General features: G+C 65.1%; 16 protein-coding genes and 2 pseudogenes. 7 read left to right on the top strand and 11 right to left on the bottom strand.

What is annotated here, in order from left to right:
- Positions 1-4 precede the first annotated feature (4 nt).
- Positions 5-388 (top strand): hypothetical protein, encoded by a 384-nt coding sequence (locus tag OKW44_RS08005; RefSeq protein ID WP_018424937.1) that lies wholly within the window; start codon positions 5-7, stop codon positions 386-388.
- Between the two features lie 80 nt (positions 389-468).
- Here the strand turns inward: OKW44_RS08005 and OKW44_RS08000 are convergent.
- A pseudogene (locus OKW44_RS08000) lies at positions 469-845 on the bottom strand (Y-family DNA polymerase); the annotation flags it as partial.
- Between the two features lie 124 nt (positions 846-969).
- Here OKW44_RS08000 and OKW44_RS07995 point away from each other — a divergent pair.
- Positions 970-1,401, top strand: a complete 432-nt coding sequence (locus OKW44_RS07995; RefSeq protein ID WP_429409778.1) for a hypothetical protein — start codon at positions 970-972, stop codon at positions 1,399-1,401.
- A 32-nt stretch (positions 1,402-1,433) separates the two neighbouring features.
- Here OKW44_RS07995 and OKW44_RS07990 read toward each other — a convergent pair whose 3' ends face one another.
- The 3 genes from OKW44_RS07990 to OKW44_RS07980 all read right to left on the bottom strand — a co-directional run bounded on the left by OKW44_RS07990 (position 1,434) and on the right by OKW44_RS07980 (position 3,319).
- Positions 1,434-2,015, bottom strand: a complete 582-nt coding sequence (locus OKW44_RS07990; RefSeq protein WP_018424939.1) for a YceI family protein — start codon at positions 2,013-2,015, stop codon at positions 1,434-1,436.
- Between the two features lie 48 nt (positions 2,016-2,063).
- Entirely contained in the window at positions 2,064-2,639 is a 576-nt protein-coding gene (locus OKW44_RS07985; protein WP_026226613.1) for a YceI family protein, read from the bottom strand.
- A 116-nt stretch (positions 2,640-2,755) separates the two neighbouring features.
- Positions 2,756-3,319, bottom strand: coding sequence for a cytochrome b (locus OKW44_RS07980; RefSeq protein WP_018424941.1), 564 nt, complete (start codon positions 3,317-3,319; stop codon positions 2,756-2,758).
- 273 nt (positions 3,320-3,592) lie between these two features.
- Between OKW44_RS07980 and OKW44_RS07975 the strand changes: the two genes are divergently transcribed.
- Positions 3,593-4,843, top strand: a complete 1,251-nt coding sequence (locus OKW44_RS07975) for an arsenic transporter (protein WP_018424942.1) — start codon at positions 3,593-3,595, stop codon at positions 4,841-4,843.
- Here OKW44_RS07975 and OKW44_RS07970 read toward each other — a convergent pair.
- Together OKW44_RS07970 and OKW44_RS07965 are read right to left on the bottom strand one after the other, a co-directional pair.
- Positions 4,832-5,110, bottom strand: coding sequence for a hypothetical protein (locus tag OKW44_RS07970; protein WP_018424943.1), 279 nt, complete (start codon positions 5,108-5,110; stop codon positions 4,832-4,834). The genes OKW44_RS07975 and OKW44_RS07970 overlap by 12 nt on opposite strands.
- A 313-nt stretch (positions 5,111-5,423) precedes the next feature.
- The gene (locus OKW44_RS07965) at positions 5,424-5,714 is read right to left on the bottom strand and encodes a hypothetical protein (protein WP_018424944.1); all 291 of its coding nucleotides are present in this window, start codon (positions 5,712-5,714) and stop codon (positions 5,424-5,426) included.
- A gap of 247 nt (positions 5,715-5,961) precedes the next feature.
- On the opposite strand from OKW44_RS07965, the gene OKW44_RS07960 reads away from it, so the two are divergent.
- The 3 genes from OKW44_RS07960 to OKW44_RS07950 are packed head-to-tail and all read left to right on the top strand — an operon-like array spanning position 5,962 to position 8,366.
- Entirely contained in the window at positions 5,962-6,255 is a 294-nt protein-coding gene (locus OKW44_RS07960; RefSeq protein WP_018424945.1) for an EF-hand domain-containing protein, read from the top strand.
- Between the two features lie 27 nt (positions 6,256-6,282).
- Complete coding sequence (locus OKW44_RS07955; RefSeq protein ID WP_018424946.1) at positions 6,283-6,996, top strand: response regulator; 714 nt, start codon at positions 6,283-6,285, stop codon at positions 6,994-6,996.
- Positions 6,993-8,366, top strand: coding sequence for an ATP-binding protein (locus tag OKW44_RS07950; RefSeq protein ID WP_026226614.1), 1,374 nt, complete (start codon positions 6,993-6,995; stop codon positions 8,364-8,366). The genes OKW44_RS07955 and OKW44_RS07950 overlap by 4 nt, the downstream gene beginning before the upstream one ends.
- A 28-nt stretch (positions 8,367-8,394) precedes the next feature.
- Here OKW44_RS07950 and OKW44_RS07945 read toward each other — a convergent pair whose 3' ends face one another.
- The 4 genes and pseudogenes from OKW44_RS07945 to OKW44_RS07930 form a co-directional block, all read right to left on the bottom strand.
- On the bottom strand, positions 8,395-8,661 hold the full coding sequence (locus tag OKW44_RS07945; protein ID WP_018424948.1) for a hypothetical protein: 267 nt from the start codon (positions 8,659-8,661) through the stop codon (positions 8,395-8,397).
- A 156-nt stretch (positions 8,662-8,817) separates the two neighbouring features.
- Positions 8,818-9,144, bottom strand: a complete 327-nt coding sequence (locus tag OKW44_RS07940; protein WP_018424949.1) for a transposase — start codon at positions 9,142-9,144, stop codon at positions 8,818-8,820.
- Between the two features lie 209 nt (positions 9,145-9,353).
- Entirely contained in the window at positions 9,354-12,014 is a 2,661-nt protein-coding gene (locus OKW44_RS07935; RefSeq protein WP_429409772.1) for a response regulator, read from the bottom strand.
- A 566-nt stretch (positions 12,015-12,580) separates the two neighbouring features.
- Positions 12,581-13,825, bottom strand: a pseudogene (locus tag OKW44_RS07930) (cellulose synthase subunit BcsC-related outer membrane protein); the annotation flags it as partial.
- 408 nt (positions 13,826-14,233) lie between these two features.
- Between OKW44_RS07930 and OKW44_RS07925 the strand changes: the two are divergent.
- Positions 14,234-16,555 carry a bifunctional diguanylate cyclase/phosphodiesterase gene (locus OKW44_RS07925; protein ID WP_026226615.1) on the top strand — a complete coding sequence of 774 codons (2,322 nt, stop codon included), beginning with the start codon at positions 14,234-14,236 and terminating at the stop codon, positions 16,553-16,555.
- 21 nt (positions 16,556-16,576) lie between these two features.
- Here OKW44_RS07925 and hpaI read toward each other — a convergent pair whose 3' ends face one another.
- On the bottom strand, positions 16,577-17,380 hold the full coding sequence (gene hpaI, locus OKW44_RS07920) for a 4-hydroxy-2-oxoheptanedioate aldolase (protein WP_018424954.1): 804 nt from the start codon (positions 17,378-17,380) through the stop codon (positions 16,577-16,579).
- Positions 17,381-17,384 lie beyond the last annotated feature (4 nt).

The raw sequence follows: 17,384 nt of genomic DNA, 5'->3' as shown, positions 1-17,384 counted from the left end.
CACCATGGAATTCGAATACGACTGGTTCACCCTTGGCCGGCACCGTATCCGGTTGCGCTCAACAAAGGGTTTCCCGACCGGGACGATGCGCACGGCGGTTGAAGTCATCCGGCTGGCGATCGACAGCAACATGAGCGCCCGGGCGCGGCTGGTTGAAGTGGTGTGCCGGCATGATTCCGCTTACGAGATCGCTGTCGGCACCACGTTCGCCGACGACCGGTTATGCGCGCCGCACCTGGAAGCGGCGGTCGCGACGGTGCTCGGGCTGCAACCGGCGCAGATCAACATCGTTGTGACCGTCGTTACGCAGGAGGAGGTCGACCTGCACTTCGGTGTCTACGAAAGGATGCTGGCCGAAAAACTCGGCGTGGTGCCGCCGATCCAGTAGCGCGCGCGGCAAGGATGGAGCGGTTGATCGGAAACTGATGCGGAAAATAAAGGTCGATTGTCGGCGAGGCAGCCCACGTCGATCTCGTCGATGCCGCGATCCGCGATGCGGTCCGTGAACGTCCTGACGGCGGCCTTGAAAAAACGCGAGTAGTGGCGTTATGAATCGAAGTCGGTCGGCAGCAGGATCGCGTCGGGCGCGAGCGCGGCGGCCTTCATCATGCCCATCGCCGAAAACACGCCGAGCGCGCGCGCCTCGTAGGTCGAGGGGGTCACGACGCCGCGGCCCGCGTAATCGCGCGGCGCCTGCCGCCGTCTTCGAGCACCTGCGGCGCGCTGTTGCCGCCGCCGCCGATCACCTCCGCGCGGCCGCGCAGTTCCGGATAGCGCAGCAGTTCGGCGGACGCATAAAACGCGTCCATATCGAGGTGCGCGATGCGGCGGGTTGGCGAATTCATGGGGATTGACGCGAACGACGGCAATGAACGGGAGCGGCGAAGGCGCGCGTTCCGATCGCGCCAGCCCGTCAGGGTACCTTGCCGCGATTTCCGCCGGTCAGGGCCGCCGCGGTCGGCCGCACGCGTGTCGTTCAACGCAATGTTGAAAAAAAGCGGCTTCAGAAACTTCGCGCTGTCGACGGGCGCGGACCCCGACGAGATGCTCCATGCATGGAAGCGGGCGGGGCGCGTCGATAGCGATGAATGGAACTACGCGGTCGCACGATCGGCGACGCGCGCGCTTGGCGTCGTCGTCAAGGGCCGGCGCACCAGCCTGTTGAGAGACTGGCCCGGCCTGCTGGCGATGTGGCTGTCGATTGGCGTCGCGATGGGCGCCGGGTTCGGCGGCTTCGGCTGGTTCGCGTTCAAACGGATCGCGCGGCAGGTGTCGTTCCTGGCATCGCTCGAATGGGCGCAGGGCTGGCTGTTCGCGAAGGCCATGCGCCGCGAGGAACTGGTCGCATGTCTGCAGGCGCGCCACGCGTCGCACGCGCCGGCGCAGCCCGCGATCCAGTAGTTCGGCGCCCGGCCGTGCCGGGCGCGATGCGCTTACTGCTTGACGCCTTCCGCCTGGATATGCAGCGTGGTCTTCATGTTGAAGCCGTACGCCTTGCCGAAGTCGATGCCGAAATCGTCGCGATTGAACGTCGCGACCGATTCGGTGCCACACACTTCGCGCTTCAGCATCGGGTGCTGGATGCACTTGAATGATTCGATCTTCAGATTGACCGGTTTCGTGACGCCGTGCAGCGTCAGCGTGCCGATCACTTCGACCGGCTTGTCGCCGTCGAAGCGGATCTGCGTGCCCTTGTAGATCGCGGTCGGGAACTTCGCGGTGTCGAAGAACTTGTCGCCGACCAGTTCCTCGTTGAGCTTGTCGTTGCCGATGCCGACCGAGGTCAGGTCGATCGTCGCCTCGACCGTGCCGGTCTTCGCCGCGCGATCGAGCACGACGGTACCGCTGCTTTTCTGGAACTTGCCGCGCCAGATCGACAGGCCGCCGAAGTGGTCGGTCTCGAAGCTCGGCGACGTGTGCGTCGGATCGAGCAGGTAGGTTTCGGCGGCGGCCATCGCGTTGAACGAGCATGCAGCGGCGAGCGCGCCGGCGGCGAGCAGGAAGGATTTCTTCAAGTTGGACTCCAGAGGTCGAAGGGTAAGGCGGTGCTGCGGCGTTGTGGGTTATTTCTTCGCCGCGACCAGATGAAATTTGATGACGACTTCGTCGGCGACCACCGACGTGTCTTTCCATTCGCCGGTGCCGACGTCGAACTGCGTGCGTTTGATCGGCAGCGAGCCGTCGAAAGTTTGCATGGCGCCCTGGCTCGCGATCACGACCGGCACGACGACCGTTTGCGATTTGCCTTTGATCGTCAGCTTGCCGGTCACCTTGTACTGGTTGCCGCCAGCCGGCGCGATCGAGCTCGACACGAAGGTCGCGCTCGGGAAGGCGCCGCTGTCGAACCATTCTTTGCCTTGCGCCTGCTTGTTGTAGTCGTCGGCGCCGAGGTCGTAGCTCGCGGTGTCGATCGACACGTTCGCGCTGCCCGCGGCAGGCTTCGCCGGATCGAAATTCAGTTGCGCGGAGAACTTCCTGAACTTGCCGTCGACGGGCACGTTCATCTGTTTGGTCGTGGCGATGACGCTGCTTTTCGCGAAGTCGACGTCGGCGTGCGCGAGGTTCGCGCCGAGCAGCGCAAGCACCGCGAAAGAAGCGAGCGTCGCGCGATGAGCGGAGTGATAAAAGGGTGTCTTCATGATGGTACGCATCCTATCCGAGCTTCGCGGCCTGATTGCACACCGCGAGGAATTTGATTGCCAACCAGTCGTAACCAATCGACAGGAGTTATGGTTTTCTTCAAGCTTTCGTATCGTCATGCGCGGGTCTTCAGAAACGGCACCATGCGCGCGAGCAATCCGTCGCGATCGATGAACTGATGCTTGAGCGCCGCGAGCACGTGCATCAGTACGAGCGCGAGCAGCGTGTAATTGAGCAGCACGTGCACCGTGCGCAGCGTGGCCTTCAGCGCCTGATCGGGACCGATGATCGTCGGCAGCGGCAGGATGCCCAGATACACGACCTGAATGCCGGCCGCCGAGCTGTAGAAATAGCCGGACAGCGGAATCGCGAGCATCAGCAGATACAGCAGGCCGTGCACCAGATGCGCGGCGGCCTTCTGCCAGGTGGGCGTCGCGGCATCGAGCGCGGGCGCGCGATGCGTCGCGCGCCACAGCACGCGCAGCAGCGCAAGCGCGAACACGGTCACGCCGATCCATTTGTGCCACGAGAAGTACTTGAGCTTCGTCGGCGTGAAGCCGGGGATATCGGTCATGATCCAGCCGATGTAGAAGCCGCAGATCATCAGCGCGGCGACCAGCCAGTGCAGCGCGATCGCCGCGCCGTGGTAGCGCGTGGGAGCGCAAGCGTGTGTTTGCATCGTGTTCTATCCGTTGCTCGCGAGAAGCCGCGTGAGAATGCGGATAGTAGGGATGCCAATTCAAACCGAATAGGCGGGTGCGCGGGAACAGATCGTTGTCGCGGTGATGTCAATCGTGTCGAAAGGCATGCGCGCTGAAGGTACGCGCATGAAGGCACGCACACTGCTGTGGAGCGCTCGCCGTGGTACCGCTGTGGTAATTTGTTGCCCCGAACTACAACGTTGCGCGCTTTGCGCAGCCATCGACATAACCCATTATTCGGGCTTTAAGCCGTGAATTCCATTTTTCTTTCCTGGAGTATTGCCGCGTTCGCCACCGCCGGCGTGATCACACGGCCGTTCAAATGGCCCGAAGCCGTGTGGGCCGTCGGCGGCGCGGTGCTGCTCGTCGCCCTCGGCCTATTGCCCTTGCATCTCGCGGTCGAAGCGATCGGCAAGGGCACCGACGTCTATCTGTTCCTGTTCGGCATGATGCTGCTATCTGAAGTCGGCCGCCGCGAAGGGCTGTTCGACTGGGTCGCGGTGCTCGCTGTCAATCATGCGCGCAGTTCGCCGCGCAAGCTGTTCGTGCTCGTGTATCTGTTCGGCGTGGTGATCACCGCGTTTCTTTCCAACGACGCCACGGCCGTCGTGCTGACGCCCGCCGTGTTCGCGGCGGCGAAGAAGGCGAAGACACCGCCGCTGCCACTGCTGTTCGTCTGCGCGTTCGTCGCCAATGCGGCGAGCTTCGTGCTGCCGATTTCGAATCCGGCCAACATCGTGCTGTACGGCAATCACACGCCGCCGCTGGGACCGTGGATGCTGCGCTTCACGCTGCCGTCGGTGCTGTCGATTGCCGCGACCTTCGCGATGCTGCGCTGGACGCAACGCGAGGCGCTCGCTGGCGTCTGCGAGGCAAATCTCGACGCGGTCGAGCTCTCGGCGAGCGGGCGCGTCGCGCTCGCGGGCATCGCGGTGACGGCCGGCGCGCTGTTGACGGTCTCCGCCTACGACATCCAACTCGGCCTGCCGACCGCGATCCTCGGCACGCTGACCGCGCTCGTCGTGCTGATCAAGGAGCGCAGATCGCCGCTGCCGATGATGCGCGAAATTTCGTGGAACGTGTTGCCGCTCGTCGCCGGGCTGTTCGTGCTGGTCGAGATGCTCGATCACACCGGTGTGATCAACATGTTCGCGGGTGCGTTGCGTCGCGCGACCGAACACAACGAAATGGAAGCGGCTGGGTGGGCCGGCGCGAGTGTCGCGTTCCTCAGCAATCTGATCAACAACCTGCCGGCCGGCTTGATCGCGAGTTCGACCGTGATGCAGGCGCATAGCCCCGAGCGCGTGATCGACGCGCTGTTGATCGGCGTCGACCTCGGGCCGAACCTGTCGATCACTGGCTCGCTCGCGACGATCCTGTGGCTCAACGCGATTCGCCGCGAAGGCGAAGACGTCAGCTTCATGAAGTTTCTGAAAGTCGGCGCGCTGGTGATGGTGCCCGCGCTCGTACTGGCGCTTGGGGCACGGATATTAACTGGCTGAACGGATGCCGGACCCGCCCGCCATCGGCGGGCTTGTGCAGGAGCCGACGCGGTTCGCGCCGGTGAGCTGGTCCAGTCGCGCGCCGACCGAGCGCAGCCTCGCTTCGAGGCGGGCGACGCGCTGGCGTTGCGCAGGCACCATCGACGAACGGTTCAACGCATGCAGCCGACGCTGCCAGTACGACAGCGGAAAACGGTCGCGCCCTGAAAGTGCGTTGAAAACGACTTCGAGGTGGGCGATTTCCTTGTCGATATCTTGGTAATTCATCACAAAGGTCCAGGAAAGAAGGGTGGATAGGGGCGCGCGAACCCGACAGGGATCGCAAGGTCCGTTCCATCCCGCCTATATGTAGTCAATATCAGCCGTGACGGCACAGAGCGCCATATCGGGCGCGCACCTGGCACGGTGCGCGATGGTAAGAAGCGGCAAACTCCATGCAAGTTTTACGCGGCGCTCCACCTTCCAACGGGACAACGGGAATTCACCAGGCATGCCCGCGAGGCGCGTGTCCTATGCTGAGTCAACGGCGTGGGCCGGTCGCGGGGCGATCGAAACCGCCCGCGCGACGGCCCGCGCGCTTTCAACGCGGCGCGATCACGAGCGGTTGCGCATAGCTGACCGTCGGCGCGGGCACCACCGCATAGTTGAGCGCGGGCGGCACCGCGACGATGGTCGCGGCCGCCACTGGCACGGCGACAGGCGGTGCCGATACGTACACGGGATTGACCGGCACCGGGTAGTAGACCGGCCGCGGCGGCGGCGCGTAGACCACGGCGGCGGGCAGGTACAGCACGACTCTCGCGTAGGCAGCGGAAGAACAGGCGAGACCGATGGCGGTGAGAGTCGAGGCGCAGGCGAGACGGATAGTCATTTGGGACTCCTGATACGTGAATGCCGACGAACGGCAGACGGAACGATACGCAGCAGGCCCGCAAAACGAAACCGCGAACTCATTTCGTTCGATGTCACGCTGCAGCGGCACCCGGCGCCGTGACATGATTCGACATGATTCTTGAATTGCGATTGCGCGGCGTCTGACCAAGAATTCGGCCTGTCATCGAAACGGATCGCGGCACCCAGGCAGGCGACGGTCGATGTTCAAACCGAAGGAGTCAGTCATGAAGAAGTTGCTCGCCACCGTGCTGCTGTGCTGCGCGTCCACCGTCGCGTTCGCTCAGGCCGCCGCGCCGCAAGGTATCAGCCAGCAGCGGATGGAGCGCATGGAGCAGCAGTTGCAAACGCGTTTTTCAAGCGCGAACATCACCCACGACGGCAAGCTGACCCGCGACCAGGCGGCGGCCGGCATGCCGATGCTCGCGCGTCATTTCGACGAGATCGACACGCAGAAGGCCGGCTACATCACGCTCCCGCAGATCGAGGCATTCATGCAGGAACGCGGGGCCGCACACTGAGCGGCTCGGTTATCGAGGAGCTTTCGGATGGAACGCCCCGCCAGGATCATCGTGCTCGACGACGAAGCCGAGTTGCGCAACATGCTGCTGCGCTTTCTGCGCGGTCACGGCTTCGACGTGCGCGCGGCCGAGGACGGCAAGCGCCTGAATCGCTACCTGGAGCGCGAGCCTTTCGACCTGCTGATACTCGATCTGATGATCGGCGAAGAGGACGGCCTCGAGATCTGCGCGAAGCTGCGCGCTCAAGGACAGACCTTGCCGATCCTGATGTTGACGGCGAAGGGCGATCCGCTCGATCGCGTGACCGGCCTCGAAACCGGCGCCGACGACTACCTCGCGAAACCGTTTCTGCCGCGCGAACTGGTGGCACGAGTCAATGCGTTGCTGCGCCGCCAGAAGATGGCCGCGGGCGACGTCACGCTGACGTCGCAGCGCGTGCGTTTCGGCGACTTCACGCTCGACATCGGCAAGCAGGAGCTGTCGCGCGCGGGCGAGCCGCTCGAGATTCATTCCGCGCAGATGCTGCTGCTGGTCGCGCTCGCGTCGTCGCCGAATCGTGCGGTGAGCCGCGACAACCTGCTCGCGCGTGCGCGAGGGCGCGACCATGACGCGCTCGATCGCAGCATCGACGTACAGGTGCTGCGGCTGCGGCAGATCGTTGAGGACGATCCGTCGAAGCCGCGTTTCATTCGCACCGTCTGGGGCGCCGGCTATATGCTCGTCGCCGATGTCGAATCATGATGCGCTCACTGTCGCGCGCACTGCTGCCGCGCACGCTGCTCGCGCGCAATATCGCGCTGTTGATCGCGCTCGTGATGCTGAGCCAGATCTGCTCGATCGTCGTGCTGCTGCATTACGTGCAGCGGCCACGCGTCGAACGCGCGGCGGCCGTGTTCGCGACCTACGTGACGACGCTCGACAACCTGCTCGCGGCCACTCCGCCCGCCTCGCGCGCGGCGCTGACCGCGCGTCTCGACGCGCGCGAGCAGTTGCCCCCCGAAGCGACCGACACACCGCCGCACGATCTATTGCGTGTTTACAGCACCTATCAGCGCGGCGTTTTCATCGACAGCCTGCAAAAGCATCTGCCCGCCGATATGCCCGTGCGGTGGCAGACCGAGGGCGCGCAGCGGCTGTGGATTCGCATGCATGCGCCGGCTGCCGGGTCCGACCACGCGGCCGGTTCGTTGGCCAGCGCGCCATACTGGATCGCGCTGCCGGTTCCCGAGGACGCGCAGGGCAGCGGCCTCGAAGCGGCGATCTTCCTGTCGTTGGGTCTTGGCGTGCTCGCCGCGCTCGCCGGCTACGCGATCCAGCTACATCTGAACGAACCGTTGCACGAGCTCACGCAAGCGGCGCGGCGCGTCAGTGCCGGCGACCTGCCCGCGCCGCTGCCGACCGACGGACCCGCCGAAATCGCCGCCGTGGGCAGCGCTTTCAATCAGATGACGCGCGCGTTACAGGACGCCGAAGCGACGCGCGCGTTGATGCTCGCGGGCATCTCGCACGACATCCGCACGCCGTTGACGAAGCTGCGCCTGTCGATGGCGATGGCGATGCCGCAGGGGGCCGACAGCAGTTTCGTGATCGCCGCCGAATCGTATCTGGATCAGATCGAGACGATTCTGCAGCAGTTCATGGATTACGCGGGCAGCGGCGAGCGCGAGGAAGCGCGGCCCGGCGATCTGAATGCGCTGATCGAACGGCTCGCGGGCGACTTCGCGGGGCTCGGGCACGAGTTCGACCTGTCGCTGGGCAGCTTGCCGGCCGTTCGATATCGGCCGATCAGCATGATGCGGCTGCTGATGAATCTGATGCAGAACGCGATCGTCTACGGCGGCAGCGGGCTTGCGGTGCGCACGTGGGCGACGCAGGACGCGGTCACGGTTGCGGTCGGCGATCGCGGTAAAGGTTTGACGGCGGAGGAGTTGGAGAAGCTGAAGGCGCCGTTCCAGCGCGGCCGCAATGCGCGTGCGCATAGCGGCGGCACGGGGCTGGGGCTGTCGATCGTCGAGCGGATTGCGCGGCTGCACGGCGGCGGCCTGCAGTTTCATCCGCGCGACGGCGGCGGCCTCGAAGTGTGGGTCGTATTGCCGGTCAAGGCGGCATGATGGGATGAAAAGGTGGCGTTCTTGCCGCTCACTCGCGATCGAGCCACGCGTCGAGCCCGACCCGAAACGCGACGCCCGCGATGACCGGCACTGTCAGCATCAGGATGATGCCGAAGTTCGGGATCTCGTCGCCGTACATGATCGGGTTGTACAGCACGACGCCCGACACGATCGCGAACATCACGACGCCAATGGCGACCATCAGGAGATTGCGCACGGACATGGACAGTGTCTTGCGCTTCGGCTTGTCCGTCGTGTCGTGAGCGCCGGGTGCTTCGTCGTGTTGGGCAGGCATGATGGTTCTCGTGGCAAGAATGCGGCATCGGAAGCCGTCGCGGCGGGTACCGCGCCCGGCATCATACCCGGAGGCGCGCGGCTGCTGCAGATCGGGGCCGCGCCGTTCAGGGTACCCATCCTTACCCAACAATATATGCCATTCCAGGCCGCGATTTCAGGCGTCGGCAGTCGACCCCGCCGGAGGCGCCGAATCCGCGCGAGACGCCGATGCAAGCGCGCAACCGCTCAGGCCGAGCTCGTCGAGAATCGCGCTCATCAAGCCCGTGCGGCGCCATTGCAGCCACCTGATGTAGCACGTCTGCGACGGCGGAAACGTGCCGGGCAGCCGATACCATTTCTCGTTGCGCGTGACGACCCACAGAATCGCGTCCAGGATCTCGCGCGGAGGACGCGCGGGCCGGCCCAGACGTTTCTTCGGGTCCTGCTTGAACAGATGACTGATGCGCGCCCAGGCGTCATCGGAAAGAGGAAGATCTAGCATGCCGCCAACACCTGACTGACTGGTTTATGTCGATCTTACGGTTTGGGCGGTTCCTTCTAATTCCGGATTTACGCGTGGTTTGGCCCGCTGAACCGCGGATTGCTTCGCGTCCGATGATGCTAGCGTTGCTTTCCAAACCTTCATCAGCGACGCGCCGGGGATTACCGCGACCACGTTGAAGGAGCTGACGCTGCCCTCCCTCATAGCATCTAGGACGCCGCTTCGGTGTGGTCGAGCCATTGCGCGAACTCTTGTCGCAACTGCGCGATATCGAGCGGTTTGCCGAGTAGCCGTGCACCCGGAATCGCCGCCCCGATCTCCGCGCTGCGACCGTAGCCCGACACCAGCAGCACGCGTATTTGCGGCTGCACACGCCGCACCGCGCGCGCGAGTTCGTCGCCGGACATGCCGGGCAGCGTGAGGTCGGTCAACAGCACGTCGTAGCGTTGCGTGTTCGCGAGCGGCAACGCTGCTTCCGCGCTCGCGACCGCGGTGCAAGCGAGGCCCAACGCGCCGAGCAGTTCGCCGAGCGCCTCGCGCGATTCGGTGTCGTCCTCGACGAACAGCACGCGCGCGGCTTCCTGGGCCGCACGCGGCCGGATCGGCTGTTGCGGCTTTTTCTTCGGCTCTTTGTTCGACGTTTTCTGCGGCCTCTTCGCAGTGGCGTACGTGTTGGCGCTTTCGTACGCGGCGGGCGGCACGCATGCGGCGATACGCGCTTCGCGCATCCCGGCCGCGTGGTCCGCGCGCGCGGCGCCCGCGCGTAGAACGTTACGCACCAGACGGGCAAGATCGTCGCGCCGGTACGGCTTCGACAGCAGCGTGATACCGGCGTCGAGCTTGCCGTGGTGGACGATTTCGTCGCGCGTATAGCCCGATGTGAACAGCGTAGGCAGCGGCGGCGTACGCGCGGCCGCGCGTTGCGCGAGCTCGACGCTCTTCAGCTTGCCGGGCATCACGACGTCGGTGAACAGCAGATCGATCGGCATGTCGCTGTCGATGAATTGGAGCGCCGCGTCGCCGTTCGACGCGGTCAGCACCTTGTAGCCGAGCTGCGCGAGCATTTCGACCGCGGTCAGCCGCACGTCGGCATCGTCCTCGACGACGAGTATCGTTTCGCCGCCGCCGACCGATGCCGCAGTGCCGTCGACGGTCTCCGGCGCCTCCGCCTCGCAGCAGCGCGGAAAGAACAGCGACACCGTGGTGCCGTGTCCCACTTCGCTTTCTATCGACACATGCCCGCCGCTTTGCCGCGCGAAGCCGAACACCATGGACAGGCCAAGGCCGGTGCCGTGGCCGTCGGGTTTGGTCGTGAAGAACGGCTCGAACACGCGTTGCAGCACTTCGGGCGGCATGCCCGAGCCGGTGTCGGCAACCGAGAACTCCACGTATTCGCCGGGCGACAACTCCGGCTTGCCGCGGCAGAACGCGGCGTCGAGCGTGCGGTTGGTCGCGCGCACGGTCAGCACGCCGTCGGCGCGCATCGCGTCGCGCGCATTGATCGCGAGATTGAGCAGCGCGTTTTCGAGCTGGTTGCGGTCGACCTGCACGTTCCATAGATCGTCGCTGAGCACCGTGTCGATCCGCACCGTTTCGCCGAGCGCGCGATGCAGCATCTCGCTCATGCCGGTCAGCAGGCGGCGCGGATTCAGCACGGTCGGCGACAGCGGCTGACGCCGCGCGAACGCGAGCAGATGCGCTGCGAGCTTCGCGCCGCGTTTGACGGCATCGGTCGCGGCGGATAGACGCCGCTGCGTGACCGGGTCGTCGTTTGCGTCGGCCGCGAGCATCTGCAGATTGCCGTTGATCACCTGCAGTACGTTGTTGAAGTCGTGCGCCACGCCGCCCGTCAGGCTGCCAATCGCTTCCATCTTCTGCGCCTGGCGCAGCTGTTCCTCGGCGAGCGTGCGCGCCGCGATCGAATCGGCGACGCGCTGCTCGAGCGTTTCGGTCAACTGAAGAAGCTGCTGTTCGGCGATCTTGCGATCGTGAATGTCGATCAGCACGCACGGAAAGCGCGTCGGTTCGCCGTGTTCGTCGAACTGGCAGCGGCCGTTCGCCTGTACCCACATATAGCCGCCGTCAGGCCGCCTGATTCGGTACTCGGCGCGAAACGGCTCGCCGCTGCGGATCGCTTCGACGACCAGGCGGTCGTTGAGCGCCTGGTCGTCGGGGTGGATCATCTGCGTCACGGCATCGCGCGCGACGCCCTTCGACGCTTTGTCGCGCGCAAACAGGAAGGTCCGCGCGAAGCGTTCGTCGCCCGTGACCTCGCCGGTGCGCACGTCGAGCACCCAGGTGCCGAGCACCGCGCCGGTGTTCAGAGCGAGCTGCAGGCGTTCGTTGGTCTCGTGCAATTCGGTTTCGGCTTGCTGGCGCATCCGCTCGGTCAGCACGCGCCCGGTGGTCTCGACGACCATCGCGAGCACGCCGGCCGGCGCGCCGCTGTCGCCCGCGACCGGGCTGTAGTACAGATCCATCCACACGTCTTCCGGCTTGCCGTCGCGCAGCAGCACGAGCGCCTTGTCGCGATACGACAGCGAGCCGCCCGCGAGGCAGGTGACCATCACGTGATGGTTGAAATCGGCGACTTCGGGCCAGCCGTCTTCGACCGGACGGCCGAGCAGATACGGATGCCGCCCGCCCGCGAAGACCGCATAGGCGTCGTTGTAGATCATGTAGCCGGGCTCGCCCCACAACAGCACGAGCGGCACGGGCGAGGCGAGCATCATCTGGACCGTCGAGGTCAGACTGCGCTGCCAGTTTTCGATCGCGCCGAGGGTGGTCGCGCGCCAGTCGAATTCGCTGATGCGTCGCGCCATCTCGCCGCGCCAGCCAGCGCAGCCGCAGTCTTGTGCCGGAAAAGGCATGCAGCGCTCCACGTGAAATCACGTCGAAAATGATTGGCTCTTGACCGAAGCTTCGAGGGTCGCGCGCATTGCGCAGCCTCGCGAACCCCAAAAATATTGTAGGGCACAACGCCTTATCGTTGATGCATCGCAGACGCTATTTGGGGGTTTTGCCGGGTAAGCAACCCTGTCCGAAACCCTACCAATTTGGCACCTCGTTCGATGCGCGGGCAACATTTACCGCGAGGCGCGTTTGCTGCGCGGCGAAAGCGGAAGAAGCGCCCGCATTTCCGGCGTGGCTCGATACCTTCGTCGTCGTGCCCACGGTCCGGTGCGAATCGTGCTGCCGTCCCCGATTCCAGCGCGAGCTTCGAACTTCAATGGAACGCGCCGTACGATGGCGAAGCAAAACATCACACGATATCCACTCCCAAACCCGCCGCGCGCGAGCCGCGCCTGACGCCGGCGGCGTATTGCGAAAATGACGCCGGCGCTATGCGATGGAGTGCGAACGAAGGTGAGGGCGGGGTGACGCGGCTTGCGATTCATCGAATGCAAGCCGCGACCTCACCCAACGAGTGCGTCCGTCAGTTGGACAGCGACAGATACTGCGACGTCAACGGCACCGGCGGGAACGGCTGTAAGCCGGTCTGCCTGTTGAAGCTGTAGCGCACGTACACGACCGCGAGCCACTCGCGATATTCATAGGCATTGCCGAGCGACGCGGTCGCCCCGACCGCGAACTGCGGCGCGAGCTGATATTCACCGACGCCGCTGATCGAATACGACACGCCGGTCTTGCTCTGACCCGGGTAGACGGCGGTCAGACCGTTGCCGGGGGATTGCGCGGCGGTGGCCGCGTCGCCTTGCCGCGTCGAGCCGTCGTTCAGCGGGAAGTAGTTCGACGCATCCTCGCGATAATGCTGCACGCCGATCGAACCCTTCACGTCATATGTAAACAGGCCCGCGCGGCCCGACCATTCGACCGGCAGATTCAGGATCACGTACTGCTGCGGACTGAAGTAGCCGCCCTGGCCGTAAGTGAAGTACGACAGATTGCGGTTGTAGCCCATGATCGTCGTGTTCACGCCGACCGTCAGCGTCTGGTCGGCGTCTTTCAGCAGACGCGTGTAGACGCCGCCGCCCTTGATCGCGTTGTTGCTCGGCACGTTGGTGCCCATATAGTGCTGATACGACGCGTTCACGTACAGGCCGCTCGTGCCGTCGTCCCAGCTGATGCTGGCAAGTGCGCCGTTCGACGTGACGCCGCCCCATTCGAGGCCGGCGGCCGCATCGCGCGCGCCCGCGTACGACAGCAGGCTGTCCGTCACCGCGCGCCGCGCGACCGCGATCGAGTACGAGACCTTGTCGGTGATGCCGCCGTTGTATTGCGCGCCGCCGACGATGTTGTTCTCGCGGAAGCCGATCGGCGTCACGCCGATATCGCCGCTGATGCTGCGACTGTCATAGCCGACGGACAGGCCCACACCGCTCGCGGTCTGGCTGCCATAGTTGTTGGTGCCGTTCTGCGCCGCCGATTACGACGACGCGGTCGAAAGCCCCGCGCCGAAGCGCGCGAGCGTCGACGTGCTGTTCGACGCGGTGCCTGCGTCGAGCGTGACCGGGGTCGCGGTCACGACCACGTGACCGTTGCCCGCCTTGATACGCCCCTGGATCGGCGCCTCGATGTCGGTGAGCGACGACAGCCCGTCCTCGCCGACGCGATTGCGGAAGATCAGGCCGCCCGACACGGTGCTCGACTGCTCGCGATTGACCTGCGCAAGCTCCTCGGCGACGCCGAGCGTCTGCGCGTTCGCGACGTTCGACTGCGGGTTGTTCTGTGCGTTGCTGCCGGGCGGGATAAAGGCGCATTCGAGACACATGAATTGGGTAATTTTTGCTGCTTAAAAGAAATTGAAAGGTTAATCTTCGCCTGGCGCGCGAAAAGGCTTGCGGAACGATAGGTGTATTAGCCGACAATCCGGCCTGTTTGAGCTTTAGTCTTTTAACCATGGATTCGGCGGAAGGTGAGTTGCGCGAAAAATCGGGCGCGGCGTCGTTCGATTCAAATAATTTGCAATGCTCGATTCACTCACTATTCTGCTGGTCACGATCCTGACGGACGCAAGGGCGATGCGCAGGCGCCGAATTGATACGTCGTGTTACGTTAGCCATAAATGTTTATCGAACGTTTGCCGATAACCATTGGCGGAGTGACCGGAAACCCTGATCAGCCATCTATGTCTGCCATCCCGACGCAGCACCTGCCAGAGCCAAGCATGCGTGAGCGCTTTCACCGGCGCTCGCTCGACCATCAGCGGCCGCTTTCCCTCGTGACGATGGGCTTCACAGTGGTTGCGTTCCTGTGCATGGTAACGGCGCGCGAACTGGTCGGCGCACCGGCCGGGCCGCTCGCGTACCGGCTGCTGTGCGCGCTCCTGCTCGCGCTGCTGGTGCTGGCGATCCCGCGCGCAAAGTCGACGGCGCTATTCGGCGCGATCGGCGTCGCGTACGAACTGGTGCTGATCGCCGGGCTTGTGCTGAATGCGAAGGGCCTCGCGTATCCGTTGCCGTGGCTATTGCCCGCATTCGTCGTGATACCGATCTGCGCGGCGCCGCTATGGCTCACGCCCGCGCATTTCGTCACCGGGAGCGTGGTGTTCTACGCGGCGGCCATCGCGCTGCTGCGCGGCAAAGCTCATGCGCCCGAGGTCGACGCGGCCGTGTGGACGTGGGTCATCGCGATCGGTGCGCCGACGGCGGTGGTGTTCCATTTCGGCTTCTACCGATTCCGGCGCAATCACTTTCTGCTCGAGAGCCAGCTCGCGCAACTCGCGGCGACCGATCCGCTAACCGGCCTGCAAAATCGTCGTTCGTTCGTCAAGCACGCCGAGGGACGCCTCGAGACGCTGGCGCCAGGGGCGCAGATCTGCGCGATCTTTCTCGACATCGACAGCTTCAAGTCGCTCAACGACCGCTTCGGTCATGCGGTCGGCGACCATGCGCTGTTCCAGGTCGCGCAGGTGCTGAAGAACGCGGTTGCGCTCTACCAAAGCGTGAGCCGCATCGGCGGCGAGGAATTCGCGCTGCTGCTCGACAATGATCTCACCGGCGCGCTGCAGCTCGCCGAGCGGCTGCGCCTCGACATCGCCGGGATCGAACGGCCGGACGGCCATCTGACCGCGAGCTTCGGCGTCGCCGAGCATCGGCGCGGCGAAAGCTTCATGATGCTGCTCGATCGCGCGGACGAAGCGTTGCTGCGCGCGAAGCAGACGGGGCGCAACCGGGTCTGCGCGGCGCGCGCGCTGCCGTTCGACGCGCTGCAGTCACCGTTCGGCGACCCGAGCGCCGACGCGGCGCGTTACCGCTGGGAAGACTTCTATCTGATCTCGCACTTTCAGCCGCTCTACAGCCTATCGCATCAGAAGCAGGTCGGCTTCGAGGCGCTGCTGCGCGGAGAGCATGACGACGGCACGCTGGTGCCGCCGGTCGTGATGTTCGCGCCGAAGCCTTCGAGCGACGAAGGCGCGCTCGACCGCGCGAGCCACGCGGTGCATCTCGGCAACGCGCGTCGCGCGCTGCCCGGCGACGCGTGGCTGTTCCTGAACATCCTGCCGTCCACCTTCGTCGCCGAAGGCTACGCCGACCAGTTGACGAAGATCGTGCGCGCCGCGGGGCTCGAACCCGAGCGAGTGATTCTGGAGATTCTCGAATCGCATGGCGGCAGCGTCGACGAGATGTCGCGCGCGGCGGCGCGCTATCGCCAGCACGGCTTCCTGATCGCAGTCGACGACTTCGGCGCGGGCCAGTCGAATCTCGACCGGCTGCTGCGGATCCGGCCGGACCTCGTCAAGCTCGACGGCGAGCTGATTCGCGCGACCACGCACGGCACGCAGCAGCCTATCCTGCCGAAACTCGTGTCGCTGCTGCACCAGGCGGGGATGCTGGTGGTCGTCGAAGGCGTCGAGACGGCCGACGAACTGATTCTCGCGGTCGAGTCGAATGTCGATTTCGCGCAGGGCTATCTGCTAGGGCGTCCCGCGGCAGAGATCGCGCCGCCCGAGTCGGTGCATCGCCAGATCGACGATGCGTTCGACGTGATCGCGCAGGGCCGTGCGCATCAGCATGCGTTGTTCGAATCCGAAATGGAGCCGTACCGGCTCGAACTGCGGCGCGCGGCCGACGGCTTGCGCGCCGGCGCCATGATGGACGACGCGTTCGCGCTGCTCGCCACCTTCGAGCGTTGCATCAGCTGTTTCATCCTCGACGCCACCGGCCGCCAGATCGGTCACGAGGTGCGCGGGCCCGCATGGTGCGAGGACGCCGCGTCGCTGCAGCCGGTCGCGAATCCGCGCGATGCGCGCTGGGATCATCGGCCTTACTTCCGCAATGCGGTGCTGCTGCCCGGCGAGGCGACCACCAGTAATCCCTATCTGTCGCTCGCGAGCGGGCGGCCGTGCATCGCAGTGACACTTGCCGTGCAGCTGGCGAGCGGGCGCTGTGTATTGGGGGTCGAGCTGGATTGGTCGGCGCGAGGCTTGCCTTGGCCGGCGGGCGAGTAGGGGAAGTGAAAGGCTTTCGCTTCAATACCCGCCTTTGACCTGCGGCGCGCTCGCCGCCAGGTTCTTGTACGACGCGGCGAGGTCCGCGGCCGCGCGGCTCAGCAAGCCGGTGTCCGTGCCGACCGCGACGAAGGTCGCGCCCGCCGCCAGATATTCGGCCGCCAGCGCGGCATCAGGGGCGAGCACTCCCGCTGCCTTGCCAGCGGTGCGCGCGGTGTCGATGCCGTGGCGAATCGCGTCGCGCACGCGCGCGTCGCCCGGCTTGCCGAGCAATCCCATCGACGCGCTCAGATCCGACGGCCCGAAAAACACGCCATCGACGCCATCCACATGCGCGATTTCCACGAGATTGTCGAGGCTCTGCACGGTCTCCGCCTGCACGATCACGCACAGTTCGTCGGCGGCGGTGTCCAGATAGTCGGGCACGCGATTCCAGCGCGACGCACGCGCGAGCGCGCTGCCGACGCCGCGAATGCCTTGCGGCGGATAACGCGTGGCCGCGACCGCATCGAGCGCTTGCGCGGCCGTGTCGATCATCGGCAGCAGCAGCGTTTGCGCGCCGATGTCGAGCAACTGCTTGATCAGCGCGGCGTCGCTGCGTACCGGCCGCACGACCGGATGCGACGGATACGCGGCGACCGCCTGCAATTGCGACAGCGTGCTGCGTACGTCGTTCGGTGCGTGCTCGTTGTCGATCAGCAGCCAGTCGAAGCCGGCGGTGGCGAGCAGCTCGGTCACGTAGGCGTCGGCGAGCGCGGCCCACAGGCCGAACTGCGGTCTGCCTTCGGCGAGCGCGCGTTTGAAGGCGTTTTTTGGCAAGGACATATTG

Origin of the sequence: Paraburkholderia lebeckiae (assembly GCF_050436325.1) — a bacterium.
Taxonomy (GTDB): Bacteria; Pseudomonadota; Gammaproteobacteria; order Burkholderiales; family Burkholderiaceae; genus Paraburkholderia; species Paraburkholderia tuberum.
The sequence above is the reverse complement of the archived record's forward strand: the minus strand, read 5'-3'. Positions and strand labels throughout refer to the sequence as shown.

Coding starts and splice junctions, on each gene's coding strand:
- OKW44_RS08005 (WP_018424937.1), top strand. CDS start 5: ATGGAATTCGAATACGACTGGTTCACCCTTGGCCGGCACCGTATCCGG.
- OKW44_RS07925 (WP_026226615.1), top strand. CDS start 14,234: ATGTCTGCCATCCCGACGCAGCACCTGCCAGAGCCAAGCATGCGTGAG.
- OKW44_RS07980 (WP_018424941.1), bottom strand. CDS start 3,319: ATGCAAACACACGCTTGCGCTCCCACGCGCTACCACGGCGCGGCGATC.
- OKW44_RS07985 (WP_026226613.1), bottom strand. CDS start 2,639: ATGAAGACACCCTTTTATCACTCCGCTCATCGCGCGACGCTCGCTTCT.
- hpaI (WP_018424954.1), bottom strand. CDS start 17,380: ATGTCCTTGCCAAAAAACGCCTTCAAACGCGCGCTCGCCGAAGGCAGA.
- OKW44_RS07940 (WP_018424949.1), bottom strand. CDS start 9,144: ATGCTAGATCTTCCTCTTTCCGATGACGCCTGGGCGCGCATCAGTCAT.
- OKW44_RS07950 (WP_026226614.1), top strand. CDS start 6,993: ATGATGCGCTCACTGTCGCGCGCACTGCTGCCGCGCACGCTGCTCGCG.
- OKW44_RS07970 (WP_018424943.1), bottom strand. CDS start 5,110: ATGAATTACCAAGATATCGACAAGGAAATCGCCCACCTCGAAGTCGTT.
- OKW44_RS07960 (WP_018424945.1), top strand. CDS start 5,962: ATGAAGAAGTTGCTCGCCACCGTGCTGCTGTGCTGCGCGTCCACCGTC.
- OKW44_RS07935 (WP_429409772.1), bottom strand. CDS start 12,014: ATGCCTTTTCCGGCACAAGACTGCGGCTGCGCTGGCTGGCGCGGCGAG.
- OKW44_RS07965 (WP_018424944.1), bottom strand. CDS start 5,714: ATGACTATCCGTCTCGCCTGCGCCTCGACTCTCACCGCCATCGGTCTC.
- OKW44_RS07955 (WP_018424946.1), top strand. CDS start 6,283: ATGGAACGCCCCGCCAGGATCATCGTGCTCGACGACGAAGCCGAGTTG.
- OKW44_RS07945 (WP_018424948.1), bottom strand. CDS start 8,661: ATGCCTGCCCAACACGACGAAGCACCCGGCGCTCACGACACGACGGAC.